General features: G+C 70.6%; 10 protein-coding genes. 5 read left to right on the top strand and 5 right to left on the bottom strand.

Translation table 11 applies throughout. The features are described from left to right. Positions 1 to 60: 60 nt before the first annotated feature. Positions 61 to 1,713 (top strand): glycosyltransferase family 39 protein, encoded by a 1,653-nt coding sequence (locus tag VMR86_12705; GenBank protein HTO07904.1) that lies wholly within the window; start codon positions 61 to 63, stop codon positions 1,711 to 1,713. On the opposite strand, the gene VMR86_12710 is transcribed toward VMR86_12705, so the two are convergent. From VMR86_12710 to VMR86_12725, 4 genes are read right to left on the bottom strand one after another with little or no spacing between them, the layout of a single operon-like run. Continuing rightward, on the bottom strand, positions 1,662 to 2,855 hold the full coding sequence (locus tag VMR86_12710) for a hypothetical protein (protein HTO07905.1): 1,194 nt from the start codon (positions 2,853 to 2,855) through the stop codon (positions 1,662 to 1,664). The two genes, VMR86_12705 and VMR86_12710, sit on opposite strands and share 52 nt — an antisense overlap. After that, positions 2,852 to 5,251 carry an ATP-dependent DNA helicase gene (locus VMR86_12715; GenBank protein HTO07906.1) on the bottom strand — a complete coding sequence of 800 codons (2,400 nt, stop codon included), beginning with the start codon at positions 5,249 to 5,251 and terminating at the stop codon, positions 2,852 to 2,854. Before VMR86_12715 ends, VMR86_12710 begins: the two co-directional genes overlap by 4 nt. Before the next feature lie 13 nt (positions 5,252 to 5,264). Continuing rightward, entirely contained in the window at positions 5,265 to 6,485 is a 1,221-nt protein-coding gene (locus tag VMR86_12720) for an acyl-CoA dehydrogenase family protein (GenBank protein HTO07907.1), read from the bottom strand. 11 nt (positions 6,486 to 6,496) lie between these two features. Continuing rightward, positions 6,497 to 7,609 carry an acyl-CoA dehydrogenase family protein gene (locus VMR86_12725; GenBank protein ID HTO07908.1) on the bottom strand — a complete coding sequence of 371 codons (1,113 nt, stop codon included), beginning with the start codon at positions 7,607 to 7,609 and terminating at the stop codon, positions 6,497 to 6,499. 66 nt (positions 7,610 to 7,675) lie between these two features. On the opposite strand from VMR86_12725, the gene VMR86_12730 reads away from it, so the two are divergent. Beyond that, entirely contained in the window at positions 7,676 to 8,494 is an 819-nt protein-coding gene (locus tag VMR86_12730; protein ID HTO07909.1) for an SDR family NAD(P)-dependent oxidoreductase, read from the top strand. Here VMR86_12730 and VMR86_12735 read toward each other — a convergent pair. After that, positions 8,485 to 9,543 (bottom strand): amidohydrolase family protein, encoded by a 1,059-nt coding sequence (locus tag VMR86_12735; GenBank protein HTO07910.1) that lies wholly within the window; start codon positions 9,541 to 9,543, stop codon positions 8,485 to 8,487. The genes VMR86_12730 and VMR86_12735 overlap by 10 nt on opposite strands. 143 nt (positions 9,544 to 9,686) lie before the next feature. Between VMR86_12735 and VMR86_12740 the strand changes: the two genes are divergently transcribed. The 3 genes from VMR86_12740 to VMR86_12750 are packed head-to-tail and all read left to right on the top strand — an operon-like array spanning position 9,687 to position 13,441. Beyond that, a complete protein-coding gene (locus tag VMR86_12740; protein HTO07911.1) occupies positions 9,687 to 11,117 on the top strand; it encodes a DcaP family trimeric outer membrane transporter in 1,431 nt (476 codons plus the stop codon). A 12-nt stretch (positions 11,118 to 11,129) separates the two neighbouring features. Further along, positions 11,130 to 12,140: a glutaminase A gene (glsA, locus tag VMR86_12745; protein ID HTO07912.1), complete on the top strand. Its 1,011-nt coding sequence runs from the start codon at positions 11,130 to 11,132 to the stop codon at positions 12,138 to 12,140. Continuing rightward, positions 12,137 to 13,441 carry a porin gene (locus VMR86_12750; GenBank protein ID HTO07913.1) on the top strand — a complete coding sequence of 435 codons (1,305 nt, stop codon included), beginning with the start codon at positions 12,137 to 12,139 and terminating at the stop codon, positions 13,439 to 13,441. Before glsA ends, VMR86_12750 begins: the two co-directional genes overlap by 4 nt. The last annotated feature ends 27 nt before the right edge of the window (positions 13,442 to 13,468 follow it).

Below are 13,468 nucleotides of genomic sequence, written 5' to 3' on the forward strand. Positions count from 1 at the left end.
GGCACGAAGCGTAGCGGTGCGCGATTCCCTATGCTGCGCGGCCCCGGCCGGAGACACGGATTGCGCAAGCTCGGGCTTCTCCTCGCGCTGGGACTCCTGCCGCTCGCGGGGCTGGGCGCTACGGGCCTGCTCGACTACGACGAGGCGGCCTACGGAGACATCGCGCGCGCGATGCTGGCCCGCGGCGACTGGCTCGTGCCGGTGATGTGCGGCGAGCCGTGGTTCGAGAAGCCGCCGCTCTTGTACTGGACTTCGGCGCTGGGCATGAAGCTCGTCGGGATCGGCCCCGCGGGCGCGCGGCTGGGGACGCTTTTGGCCGGCGCCGCCGCGCCCATGGCGCTGTTCGCGCTCTCGCGCCGGCCCCTGGGCGAGCGTGCGGCGTTCGCGGCGGCGGTCGCGCTCGCGAGCGCGCTCGAGTTCGCGGTGCTGGCGCGCGTCGCGCTCACCGACATGCTGCTGCTCCTGTGGCTCACCGTGTGTGTCGGCGCGCTGCACCATGCCTTCGAGGACCGCGCCCGAGACACACGCTGGTTCGCGCTGGCGTGTCTGGCCTGCGCGCTCGCGGTGCTGACCAAGGGACCGATCGGGCTCGCGCTGCCGGCGGCGGCGGGGCTCTTGGAGCTGCTCCTGCGCCGACGGCCGGGCGCGCTGCTGCGGCCGAGCTGGCTCCTGCTCGGCGTGGCGATCGTGGGCGGTCTCGGCGGCTCGTGGTATCTCGCGCTCGGGGCCGCCCACGGCTTCGGCTTCCTGCGCTCGCTCTTCGTCGAGCACAACGTGGGGCGCTTCGCCGAGCCCATGCAGGGCCACGGCGGTCCCCTCTGGTACTACGTGCCGGTGCTCCTGGGCGCGCTCTTCCCCTGGGCGCCGCTCCTGCCGCTGGCGGCGGCGCGCGCCGGCCTGGGCGCCGGCGACGAGCGCGCGAGACACTTGCGCCTGTTCGCGCTCTTTTCCGCGCTCGTGTTCGCGTTCTTCAGCCTCGCCGGTACGAAGCTGCCGAGCTACGTGGCGCCGGTGCTGCCGGGCTGCGCGCTCCTGGTCGGCGCGCTGGTGGCCCGGCCGAGTGACTCCGCCCGCGACCGCGCGTTCGCTGTCTCGCTCTGGGCGGTGTTCGCGCTGATGGCGCTGGTCTCGGTGGCGGTGACCCTGCTGCCGCTCGCGGCGCGCTTTCCGCCCTCGATGCTGTCGGACAAGACGGCGCTCCACCCCGGTCTAGACCAGCGGCTCGATCCGGGCCCGATGTGCGCGGCCGCGGGCTTCGCGCTGGCCGCCGGGGCGATCGCCGCGGCGCTGTGGTGGCAGGAGCGGCGCGAACGCGCCTGGCTCGCGCTGTGCGGCGGCGCGCTGGCCGGCTACACGCTGCTCTCGGCCTTCGTGCTGCCGCGCGTCGACGCGCAGGTGAACGCGCCGCTGCGCCGGCTCGCCGCGCGCGCCGGAGCGCTCACCGGTCCCGACGAGCGGCTGCTCGTGCTGGGCCTGCGCCACGCCGCGAGCATCTGCTTCTACTCCGGCCGGCCCACCGAGTACGTGAGTGACTCGGGCGGGAAATACTCCGAGGCCGTGGTGTTCGGCGAACAGCACCCGCGCATCGGCATCAGCGGCGGGCCGCAGCTCTCGCGCTTCGAGCACAGCGAACGGCTCGAGCTGCTCGAGCGCGACGGCGGCTACGTGCTGTTCCGGATCCCGGACACGAGCTCGGGCGTGCCGCCGCCCTGAGGCGCGCGGACCAGCAGGCGCCACACGAGCCAGGCGAACACGGCCAGCATGGCCGCACCGGCCATGCGCACGCCCCAGGTCGGCGCCGCGAGAAAGCGCGCCTCGGGCCGCGGCAGCGCCACGCCGTCCCAGCGCAGCACCGGGTTGAGATACACCACGGCGCCGTGCGCGAGCACCTCGACGCGCACGTAGGGATCGTCGTCGCGCGGCGTGTAGCTGGCCTCTGCGCGGCCGAGCTCCTGGTAGCGCAGCACGCCGTGCGCGCCGTAGAAGCGGATCGCGTTGGCGCGCTCGCCCACGCGCACGTGCAGCGCGCCGTCCTCGAATTCGCAGCGCTCGAGCGCCAGCGGCGCCTCGTTCTGGCGCGTGTACAGGGCATGGAAGTGGCCTTCCTTCAGCGCCCGCAGAACCGCTTCGGGCGTACGCGCGTCGGCGTGGATCACGAGCGCGCCGATCCCGATGTGACTGCCGGCGTCCTGGTCGGTCTGCGCGTGGCCGTCGTCGGCGGCGAGCCCCCAGACCGGCCGGCCCGCGGACAGCGCCGCGTCCCAGAAGTCGTCCCACACGCCGTACTTCGTGGCGACCTCGATCGCGTCGTAGCCGGAGAGCTTCTCCAGGTCGGCGATCGTGTACGAGCCCGCCTTCGTGGGGTGATTGATCGCGACGAACGGCGCGTCCGCGCGCAGCAGGTCGATCACGGACTGCTTCTGGCGGGTCGAGCCGCCGGCTGGATAGTCGAACCAGCTCACGTGACTGGCGCCGAGCACCGTCTGGTGGTGGCGACCCGGGGTGAAGCCGTGCTCGTAGCTCGACACGTACAGGTCGCCTGGCGCGTCGGGCGGAGACAGCGACATGTAGTCACTGATTCCGACCACGTCGTAGCCCTTGGCCTTGTACATGGCGTAGAGCTCGTGGCGCGGCGTGCTGCCGAAAGTGAGTCCGCCCCACGCTTCCGAGTGCGCGTGGAAGTTCGCGAGCAGCCCCCCTCCCGCGTAGCCGGCGTAGGGGTTGTACCAGTGGTCGCCGTGGAACGGCTCCGGGGGCGCGAAGGCGTAGAAGGGCGGCCAGGCGAACTCGAGATAGACGAGCGCCGCCGCTGCCACGAGCAGCACACCGGCCAGTCTGCGCGCCAGACGGGTCACGCGCCGGAGTCTTGCAAACGCCGGCCCGGGCCGCCGCGCCAGAACGCCGCCAGCTCGCGCGCGGGGTCCTCGCTGAGCACGATCTCATCGCGCCACCAGCCGGGCAGCCGGTCGAAATACTCGGGCTCGGCGAAGCGGCGGTCGAGCAGGACGATCGCGCCCACGTCGTCGGGCCCTCGCAGCACGCGCCCGCCCGCCTGCACCGCGCGCGCCAGACCGGGGACGAGATACGCGTACTCGAAGCCGGCTCCCGTCTCGCGCTCGAAGTGGGCGCGCACCAGCTCGCGCTCGAGCTCGACCTTGGGCAGGCCCGGTCCGACGACGAACACGCCGATCGCCAGCTCGCCGGGATAGTCCACGCCTTCGGCCAACACACCCCCGTGTACCCCGCACACGAGCAGGGTCTGCGCGCCGCGGTTGGCGCGCAGGCGCGCGAAGATCGGCTCGACCGGCGCACCCGGGAGCTGCAAGAGCACGCGCGGGCCGCCCGGCGGCAGGTGGGCCACGACTTCGTCCCGGAAGGCGAAGCTCGGGAAGAAGGCGAGCCAGTTGCCGCGCCGGGTGGCGGCGCAGCGCGCGATCGTGCGCGCGAGCTCCGCGGCGTGCTCCGAGCGCACGCGGAAGCGCGTGTCGACCGCGGTCGAGGCCAGAAGCAGCCGATTCGCGCGCGGGAACGGGCAGGGCAGCTCGAGCGACAGGCTGCGCGGGCCTTCGACGCCGAGCAGGCGCGCGTGGTGCTCGAGCGGCGCCAGCGTGGCGCTCATCAGCACCGCCGCGTGGAAGCTCTTGATGCGCGTGCCCAGCCACGGAGCGGGGTCGAGACACAGGAGCGATGCGCGGTCGGGAGACCAGAGCGCGGCGAACTGGTCCGGGTCCGCCTCGGCCGCGGCCGCGAAGTCACGCACGTCGGCCAGCGCCGACTGCACCGGATCGCGCAGCCGGGCGTCGCGGCCCTCGCGCCGCGGGGCGAGGCGCGAGTCGAGCGGCGCCGCGTGGGCCACGAGCGCCTGGGTCTCCATCTGCGACACGGCCGCGCGCAGGGCGACCGGCTCCCAGAAGCCGCGCGCCGGCGGCTCGACCCACGGCGCCACGGACTCCCGCTCCTGTGCCAGCCGCTCGGCCCCGCCGCGACAGTGACTCGCCACCTCGCGCAGGAGCTCCCCGGCACGCTGATACGCGGGCTCGATCTGCAGCTCGAGACAGGTGCCCAGCGACTCGAGCCGGTCCAGATCGAGCGCGGGCGAGAGCGCGCCGCGCGCGCGCTCGGGCAGGTCGTGGGCTTCGTCGACCACCAGGAGGTCGCGCCCCGACGCCTCGTTCAACAGGTGCCGCAGGGCGACCCGCGGGTCGAACACGTAGTTGAAGTCGCACACCACGGCCGTGGCGCGCTGCGCCAGCCGCAGCGTGACTTCGAACGGACACAGCTCGTGCGCGCGCGCCTCGACCGCCACCTCCTCGGCCGACATCACGCCGCGCGTCTCGAGTGAGTCGAGCAGACCCGTGCGGGTCAGCCGCTCGACGAAGCGCCGGCCCCAGGGACAGCGGCGCTCGACGCAGCCCAGCCGCTCCTGCGGGCACACGCGCTCCTTGGCCGAGATCTGCAAGCCGAGCGCGGGCCCGCCCGCCGGCAGCATGCGCCGCAGTGTCTCGAGCGCGAGCTCCTGCTGCGAGCCGCGCGAAGTCACGAAGAACACGCGGCGGTCGTGCGCGAGCGCGTCGCACAGGAAAGGGTGGAGCGCGGCGGCGGTCTTGCCCACGCCTGTCGGCGCGGCGCACAAGAGCACCAGCCCCGAGGCCGCGGCCCCGGCGACCTCGCGCAGCATGGCTTCCTGCACCGGGCGCGGCTCGCCGAACGGGAACGGCACCTCGAGCGTGCGGCGTCGGCGCGCCCGGCCGAGCTCGAGCTCCGCGCGCTGCGCCAGCTCGTCGAGCCGCCCGCGCAGCAGGTCTTCCCACGCCTCGCGCTTGAACACCAGGTCGGCGCGCGAGGCGCTGCCGTCGAGAGCGAGCTCGAGCACCGCTACCCGCGCGACCGACTCACCCGCGTACGAGAGCAGGAGCGCCGTGAAGCCCGCGCGCTCGAGCGCGCGCCCGGCGCCGTCGGGACCGCCGTCGGGCACCACGCGCAGCTGCTCGAGAGACGAGCCGTGCGCGCCCGGCCGCAGCACGTCGGCGGTACCGGACACGTGGAGCGTCCACTCACGCCAGGTGAGCGGCACCTCGAGCGCGACCTGGCAGCGCGCGCCCGAGGCCGCCGCCTGCGCGAGCGCCTCGGCGCGCAGCGGCGCGGCTTCGGGCGCCTCGTCGCGCGCGAAGCCGGCACCGTGCTCGCCGGCGTCGAGCAGGTCCTCGACGCCGAGCGAGAGCGTGCGCGCGCTCTCGTCGGCGACGATCACGCGCGCGCGCGAATCACTTCGTGGCGGGGCCGGTCGGGATGTCGCGGAATGCGGTCTCCTTGTCGAGCCGCGGCTCGGGCGGCAGCCGCAGCACGCGCTCCGCCAGGATGTTCCGCATGATCTCGTCGGTGCCGCCCGCGATGCGCAGGCCTGGCGAGCCGAGATAGCCCTCCTGCGCCGGACCCATCGCACCACCCGCGAGGCCCTGGAGCTCCATCGCGAAGGCAGACACGTCCTGGCCCAGCGGCGCGCCGACCAGCTTGCCGATCGAGCTCTCCGGTCCCGGCGTGGTGCCGCGCGAGAGCGCGGTCAGGGTGCGGTAGCCGGTGTACTTCAGGCCCGAAGAGCGGATGTAGAAGTCCGCGATCTTCTGGCGCACCGCGCTGTCTTCCAGCGCCGGCCGGCCGTTCCAGTCGGCTTCGCGCGCCTGGCGGATCAGGTCCTCGGTGCGCATGCCGCCGCCGCCGCCGCCGATCGACGCGCGCTCGTTCATGAGCGTGGTCAGCGCCACGCGCCAGCCGTCGCCCACGCGCCCCAGGCGGTTGGAGTCGGGCACCTTCACGTCGCTGAAGAACACCTCGTTGAAGCCCGAGCCGCCGTTGATCTGCTTGATCTGGCGGATCTCGATGCCCGGTGACTCCATGTCGACGATGAAGTAGGTCAGGCCGGCGTGCTTCGCGACCGTCGGATCGGTGCGAGTCACGATCATGCCCCACTTGCTGAAGTGAGCGCCGGTGGTCCAGATCTTCTGGCCGTTGACGATCCAGTCGTTGCCCTTCTTCACGGCCGACGTGCGCAGACCGGCGAGGTCCGAGCCCGCGGCCGGCTCGCTGAAGAGCTGGCACCAGATCTCTTCGCCGCGCGCCATCTTCTTGATGTACTTGTCCTTCTGCTCCTGCGTGCCGTGCGCCATGATGGTGGGGCCCAGCATGCCCAGGCCGATGCCGAACACCGCCGGCGGCGTGCGGTACTTGGCCTCTTCCTGGTTCCAGATCACCGACTGGATGGGCGTGGCCTCGCGGCCCCCGAACTCCTTCGGCCAGGTCAGGACCGCCCAGCCGTTGTCGTACTTGGTGGCCTGCCACTGCTTCGCGCGCTTGAGCGAATCGGGATCGTCGCGCTCGGACAGCATGTTGTTCGCCTCGCCCTTGGCGAGCGGCTTGAGATGCTGGTCCAGGAAGGCCTTCGCCTGTGCGCGGAAGTCAGCCTCTGCCTTGGTGTCGTTGAAGTCCACGAGTCAGTCTCCTAGGCCGCGCTCTTGGCGGCGAGTCTCTGAACCAGTTTCTCGCGCCAGTGCGACGCGGTGCCGATCACCAGGCCCTGCTGCTTGGCCCGGCGATAGAACAGGTGGCAGTCGTACTCCCACGTGTAGCCGACGCCGCCGTGCATCTGCACCATCTCGACCGAGGTCAGGTCGAAGGCCTGCGTGGCCGACACGCGCGCCGCCGGCGCCGCGAAGGCCAGCTCGGGGTCGTTCTCGCTGAGCGCCCACGCGCCCCAGTAGCAGTTCGACTTGGCGAGCTCGAGCGCCACGTACTCGTCGGCCATGCGGTGCTTCAGCGCCTGGAACGACGCGATCGGCCGGCCGAACGCGTAGCGGCCCATGGTGAAGTCGCGCGTCATCTCGAACGCGCGCTCGGCCGAGCCGAGCTGCTCCCAGGCCAGGAGCACGGCCGCGCGGTCGAGCAGCTTCTCGAGCAGCTCGTGGCCCTTGCCCTCGGCGCCGAGCACCTCCGCGGGGGCGCCCGCGAAGTCGAGCTGCGCCACGGCCTGGGTCGGATCGATCGAGTCGGTGGCCTGGCGAGTCACTCCACCGGCCGCCAGGTCGACCAGCGCCAGCGTGACGCCCGAGCCCGACTTCGCGGCCACCACCGCGACGCTGGCGATGTTGCCGGCCGGGACGCCGACCTTCTTGCCGGTCACCTTGCCGCCCGAGTAGCTGGTCTTCAGGCTGGCAGGCGAGGGGAAGCCCGGGCCTTCGGCCAGCGCCAGCGTGCCGACCGCGCCGCCCGCGGCCAGCGCCGTGAGCCACTTCTTCTTCTGCGCGTCGCTGCCCGCGAGCAGGAGCGCCTCGGTGGCGAGATACACCGAGGGCGCGAACGGGATCGGCGCCAGCGCGCGCCCGATCTCGGTCGCGATCAGCGACAGCTCGAGATACCCGAAGCCGGCGCCGCCGTAGCTCTCCGGGATGGCCGCGCCCTGCCAGCCCATCTGGGCGGTCTCCTTCCAGAGCTCGGGGTTCCAGTCCTTGCGGGACTCGAGCACCGCACGGTTCACGGACAGCGGCGAGTGCTCGGCCAGGAAGTCGCGCGCGGTCTTCTGAAGCAGCTTTTGGTCTTCCGAGAAATCGAAGTTCATGGCGGCGATGATATCCAGCCGGTCCAAGCTAATTCAAACGCGCCTCCGGATGTGTATTCTCGGCCCGTGAAGCTAGAGGGGCGGGTCGCGGTGGTGACCGGAGCGGCCAGCGGCATCGGCCGGGCCGTCGCGCTCGAGCTGGCCAGGCGCGGCTGCTCGCTCGCGCTGGTGGACGTGAACGAGGCCGGCTTGCAGGAGACGGCCGACCGCGTGCGGGCGCTGGGGCGGAAGGTCTCGCTGCACGGGGCCGACGTCTCGGACCGCACGCGCATGGAGCGCCTGCCGGCCGAGGTGCTGGCCGAGCACGGGCACGTGCACGTGCTGGTGAACAACGCGGGCGTCTCGGTCTCGGGTGAGCTCGCCGACCAGTCACTCGACGACTTCCACTGGATCGTCGGCATCAACTTCTGGGGCGTGGTGTACGGCTGCAAGCTGTTCCTGCCGCAGCTCCTGCGCGAGGACGAGGGTCAGATCGTGAACATCTCCTCGCTCTTCGGGCTGGTGGGCGTGCCCACGCAGGTGTCCTACAACGCCACCAAGTACGCGGTGCGCGGCATCTCCGAAGCGCTGATCTCGGAGCTGTCGGGCACGCGCGTGGGAGTCACCTGCGTTCACCCGGGCGGGATCCGCACCAACATCGTGCGCGCCTCGCGCGGCTCGACGCCCCGGGACGTGGAAGACAACCGCAACACCGCCGAGCTGTTCGAGCGCTTCGCCATGCCGCCCGAGAAGGCGGCGCGCAAGATCGTGCGCGCGATCGAGCGCAACCGGGCGCGCGTGCGGATCGGCGTCGAGACCTACCTGGCTGACTGGCTGAAGCGGCTGGCGCCGGTGACCAGCCAGCGCCTGCTGGGCTGGGGCTGGAGGCGCTCCCGTCAGGGGTGAGCCTTCTCCCAGGCGCGCACCTTGTGGCGCGCGGCGTCGAAGAGTCTCTCGTAGTTGCCTTTGCGCACCTTCTGGCGCGCGTCCGCGCGGAGGAGCGCCCACAGCGGGTCGTACTGGCGGTAGACGTGGAGATACGCGTCGGGGTCGGTGGGCCCGACCTCGTCGGTGCCGAACAGGAAGCGATCCGGGAACTCGTTGATCACCTCGGCGGTGCGCCTCGTGGTCTCCGGGCTGGCCACGACCCACTTCGCGACCTCGTCCCAGGAGATGTCGAAGTAGACGTGCTTGAACTTGGGGTCGGAGAGGATCGACGAGACGATCTCGAGCTGGCCGGGGTTGCGCTCGGTCACTCCGGCCTGACTCGCCTGAACGGGATGGATCACGCGACCCAGCCCCATGTGCGCCCAGATGGTGGTGGCCTGTGGATGGCGCGCGAGCAGCGCCTTCATCTGCTCCAGGTACTCGGGCTTGCTGCCCTCCTTCGCGAACGGCACGTCGATGTCCTCGTGGATCAGCACGAGCAAGCCGGACTCGCCCGCGAAGCTGAAGATGCGGTCGAGCGCGGGGTCGGTCAGGCTCGCGGTGTCGCCCGCGACCTTCGAAGACACGAACTCCTTGTGGATCGTGAACTCGCCGATGCCCTCGAACACGCCCGGGAACACCTTCAGCACGCGCTGGATGTGCTCCACCGCGTACATGTCGGCCGGGTTGGAGCCGGTGATCATCGGGTCGAAGCGGGCGCGCTCCGCGGGTGTGAGTGACAGCCACTGCGAGGCGATCCACGCGTCGGTGAACGAGTAGTAGTAGAGCGGTGCGTCGGTGTGCAGATAGTAGGTCGGCTGGAAGTCGCCCGAGTTCTCGTACGACCAGGTCTGCTGCAGCGGAATGCCGAACAGAGTGGCACGCCCGACCTTCGTGCCCATGGTCTTCAGGAACGCGCGCGCGTCCGGGCCCTGCTGCACGTAGTTCGTGAGGTGCACGTGTGAGTCGTCGAGCTCGTAGCTCGACGAGTCGGCAGCCGGTGCGCGAGCGGCCAGGATCAGCAGCATTGCGACAGAAAGTCCCGTGGTCCAGGTCATGCGGCCTTCCCCCTGTTCGTCGATTCCAAGCCGTCGATTGTACTTTACGGAACGCGAGCTCCGACCCCAAGATGGCAACGCTTCACCAACATTCCACCGGGGGAGGGCGAACCGTGAGGTCCAATCGCCTCAAGTGTCTCGCGGCGACGACGTGCGTGGCCGCGCTGATATCGAGTCACTCGGGCCGGGCCGGCGCCGACGAGGCAGCCGACCTGCGCCAGCTCAAGGCAGAGATCGCCGCGGAGCGGCAGGCACTCTCCGACGAGCGCGCCGCGCTCGCGGAGCAGCGCAAGCGCATCGACCAGGCGCTGATCAGTCTCGAGGACCAGAAGGCAGGCGTCGAGAAGGTGAGCTACGGCGCCGGAGCAGTGCTGCCCGCCGTGGGCGCGGCCCAGCCGGCGCCCGGCAAGCCCAGCGCTTATCTCGACGTGTACGGCTTCCTGCAGCTCGACGGGATCTACGACTTCAACCGGGTGGACCCGGCCTGGAACGCCACGCTGCGGCCTTCCAAGATCCCCGTGATCTGCCCGCAAGATCCGGGCTGCGGTCAGGACGGCGAGACGATCCTGAGCGTGCGCCAGTCACGGCTCGGCTTCAACGGCTTCATCCCGACCGCGGCGGGCGACATCAAGACCAAGTTCGAGTTCGACCTGTACGGCGTGGGCGTCGACGCGGGCAACACCACCATGCGCGTGCGCCACATGTGGGGCGAGCTGGGCGAGTGGGGCGCGGGCCAGACCAACAGTCTGTTCATGGACGGCGATCTCTTCCCGAACACGATCGACTACTGGGGGCCGCCGGGCATGGTGTTCCTGCGCAACCCGCAGATCCGCTGGACGCCGATCTCCGACGAGAACTGGAAGCTCGCCGTCGCCCTCGAAGCGCCGGGCGCCGGCATCGACTCCGGCAAGGCCGGGCTCGTCGACCCGGCGCTCACGGCCACGCCGTGGAACAAGTATCCCGATCTCACCGGCATGGTGCGCTACAACGACCGCTGGGGTCACTTGCAGCTCTCCGCGCTGCTGCGCTCGATCGGCATCGAGGGCACGCTCGGTACCGGGGACCAGTTCCACCGCCGCGTCGTCGGGTGGGGCCTGGACGTCGGCAACGTATTCGAGATGGGCTCGCTCGTCGAGTCACTGACCGGAGACCAGCTCATCTCGGGCGTGGTCTACGGCTATGGCATCGCGAACTACATGAACGACGGGGGCACCGACGTGGCGCCGGACGCCGGCCTGAGCGTGACCGCGGTGCCCACGCTGGGCTGGCTCCTGTACTACAACCGCACCTGGGACGAGCACTGGACGAGCTCGCTCGGCTACAGCGCCCATCGGCAGTTCAACGTCGGGGGACAGCACTCGACGGCCATGAAGCAGATCGACTACATGAGCATCAACGTGCTCTGGCACCCGGTGCCGCAGGTGTTCATCGGTCCGGAGATCCTCTGGGGCAAACGCAAGAACGAAGACAGCAACGACAAGTCGGATACCCGCGTCCAGGTGTCCTTCCACTACAACTTCGATGGCCGCATCGGCGGTCGCTGAGAGGAAACGAGCATGAGCAAGTCACTGTCACTCCTGGCCGCGGTGATCTTCGCCGCTGCGACGGCCGGGGCCGCGCGCGCCGCCGAGGACGCCGCTGCCATCCAGAAGGCCCTGAACGACGCCCACGCCAAGTTCCAGGGCGTGACCGAGGGCAAGAACGCCGACTACATCCCGGCGCTCGCGAAGGTCGACTCCAAGCTGTTCGGCATCGCGCTCGTGACCACCGACGGCAAGTCGTATTCGGTCGGCGATGCCGACTCACTCTTCTCGATCCAGTCGATCTCAAAGGTGTTCACCATGGCGCGCGTGATCCAGGACGCGGGCGAAAAGAAGATCGAGGACTCGGTCGGCGTCGACGCCACCGGCCAGGTCTTCAACTCGATCGTCGCGATCGAGCAGTACAAGGGCCACCAGATGAACCCACTGGTGAATCCCGGCGCGATCGCGACCACGGGCATGGTCGGCGGCAAGACCGATGCCGAGAAGTGGTCGAAGATCTTGTCGACCTACAGCGACTTCGCGGGCCGCTCGCTCGACGTCAACCAGGAGGTCTACAAATCCGAGGCCGAGACGAACCAGCGCAATCAGGCGATCGGCGCCCTGATGTACGCCTACGGTCTGATCACCGACGACTCGAAGATGGTGACCGACGTGTACACGCGTCAGTGCTCGGTGAACGTGTCGGCGAAGGACCTGGCGCAGATGGCCGCCACGCTCGCGAACGGCGGCAAGAACCCGATCACCAAGAAGCAGGTGATCGACCCGAAGCACGTGCCGGGCATCCTCGCGGTCATGGCGACGGCGGGTCTGTACGACGACGCGGGCATCTGGCTGTATCACGTCGGCCTGCCGGCGAAGAGTGGCGTGGGTGGCGGCATCATCGCGGTGGCGCCGGGCCGCTTCGGCATCGCCGCGTTCTCGCCGCCGCTCGACGCCGCGGGCAACAGCGTGCGCGCGCAACGGGCGATCGGATGGGTCTCGGACCAGCTCCACGGCAACCTGTTCGCCTCGACGCCGCAGTGACTCGTGGCCTCCTCCTCGCCGCGCTCTGGGTGCTCCCGGGCGCGGCGAGGGGGGAGGAGCCGGCGCCCGCGCCCGCGCCCGTACAGGAGCCGGCCGAGGAGAGCTGGCACCTCGAGCACCGCTTCGCCTGGGACGGGGCGCCGACCTACGAGGTCTGGGCGCTGACTCCGGACCAGATCACGCAGGAGCTCAAGCTCGTTCAGGACTTCGGCATCGTGGGCCGGGTCGGAGCCAGCCTGTTCGTCGACTACGGCTACGACTGGTCCGCCAATCCCGACGACCGCAACGGCTGGGACGCCCAGCTCCGCCGGCTGCGCATCGAGACGCTCGGGCGCGTCTCGTACGGGATCGACACCTACTACAAGGTGTCTCTCGGTGCCGAAGAGGGGCGCTTCTATCTCAACGACTTCTGGCTCGGCTGGTACCCCACCGCGTGGTTCGAGCGGGTCCGCTTCGGGTACATCGACCCGCCGTTCTCGCTCGAGCAGCTCACCTCGAGCACGGAGCGCTCGTTCATGGAGGCCGCGGCGCCGGTCTCCGCGTTCGCGCCCGGCTATCGGCTCGGGCTCGAAGGCCGGAACCGCTGGCTCGACCCCGACGTGGCGCTGATCGGCAGTCTCTCGTCCGTCGGCCAGTCACAGCAGTTCAGCGACGCCTCGGACTCGCCCTTTCGCGCCTCGCTGCGCGCCGCCTGGCGGCCGGGTGGGGTGCCGGACGACCCCAACGCGGCGCTCTTGCACCTGGGGCTCTCGTTCGGATACTCGTTCTCGGGCTCGGGCGACATCCACTACCGCGCGCGTCCCGAGAGCTCGATCTCGCCCTATCTCGTCGACACCGGCGACATCCAAGGCGACGCGGCGCAGGTGGGCGTGGAGTTCGCGCGCCGCGCCGGCCCGCTCACCCTGCAGGGCGAGTGGATCGGGTCGTTCGTGAGCTCCAGTGACTTCGGATCGCGCTTCTTCCACGGCGGCTACTTCGAGACGGCCTACATGATGACCGGGGAGATCCGCCCCTACGACGCGCGCTCCGGCTTGTTCACTCCCATCCAGCCGAAGGTCCCCTTCGATTGGGACGAGCGCAGCTTCGGGAGCCTCGAGCTCGCCGCGCGTATCTCCTACATCAATCTGAGCGACGGCCCCGTGCACGGCGGCTCGATGACCACGCTCAACGGCGGCGTGGTCTGGGGCCTGAACCGCTGGGCACGCATCCACTTCGACGCGATCTGGGCCACCGTGCACGACCGGCCCGGCCCGGGCTCGAACCTGATCGGGCAGATGCGGATCGAGCTGAGTCTCAACTGACGACGTTCGCCTGCGGCTCGCGGGCCG

This window comes from Myxococcota bacterium, assembly GCA_035498015.1.
Lineage (GTDB): Bacteria > Myxococcota_A > UBA9160 > SZUA-336 > SZUA-336 > VGRW01.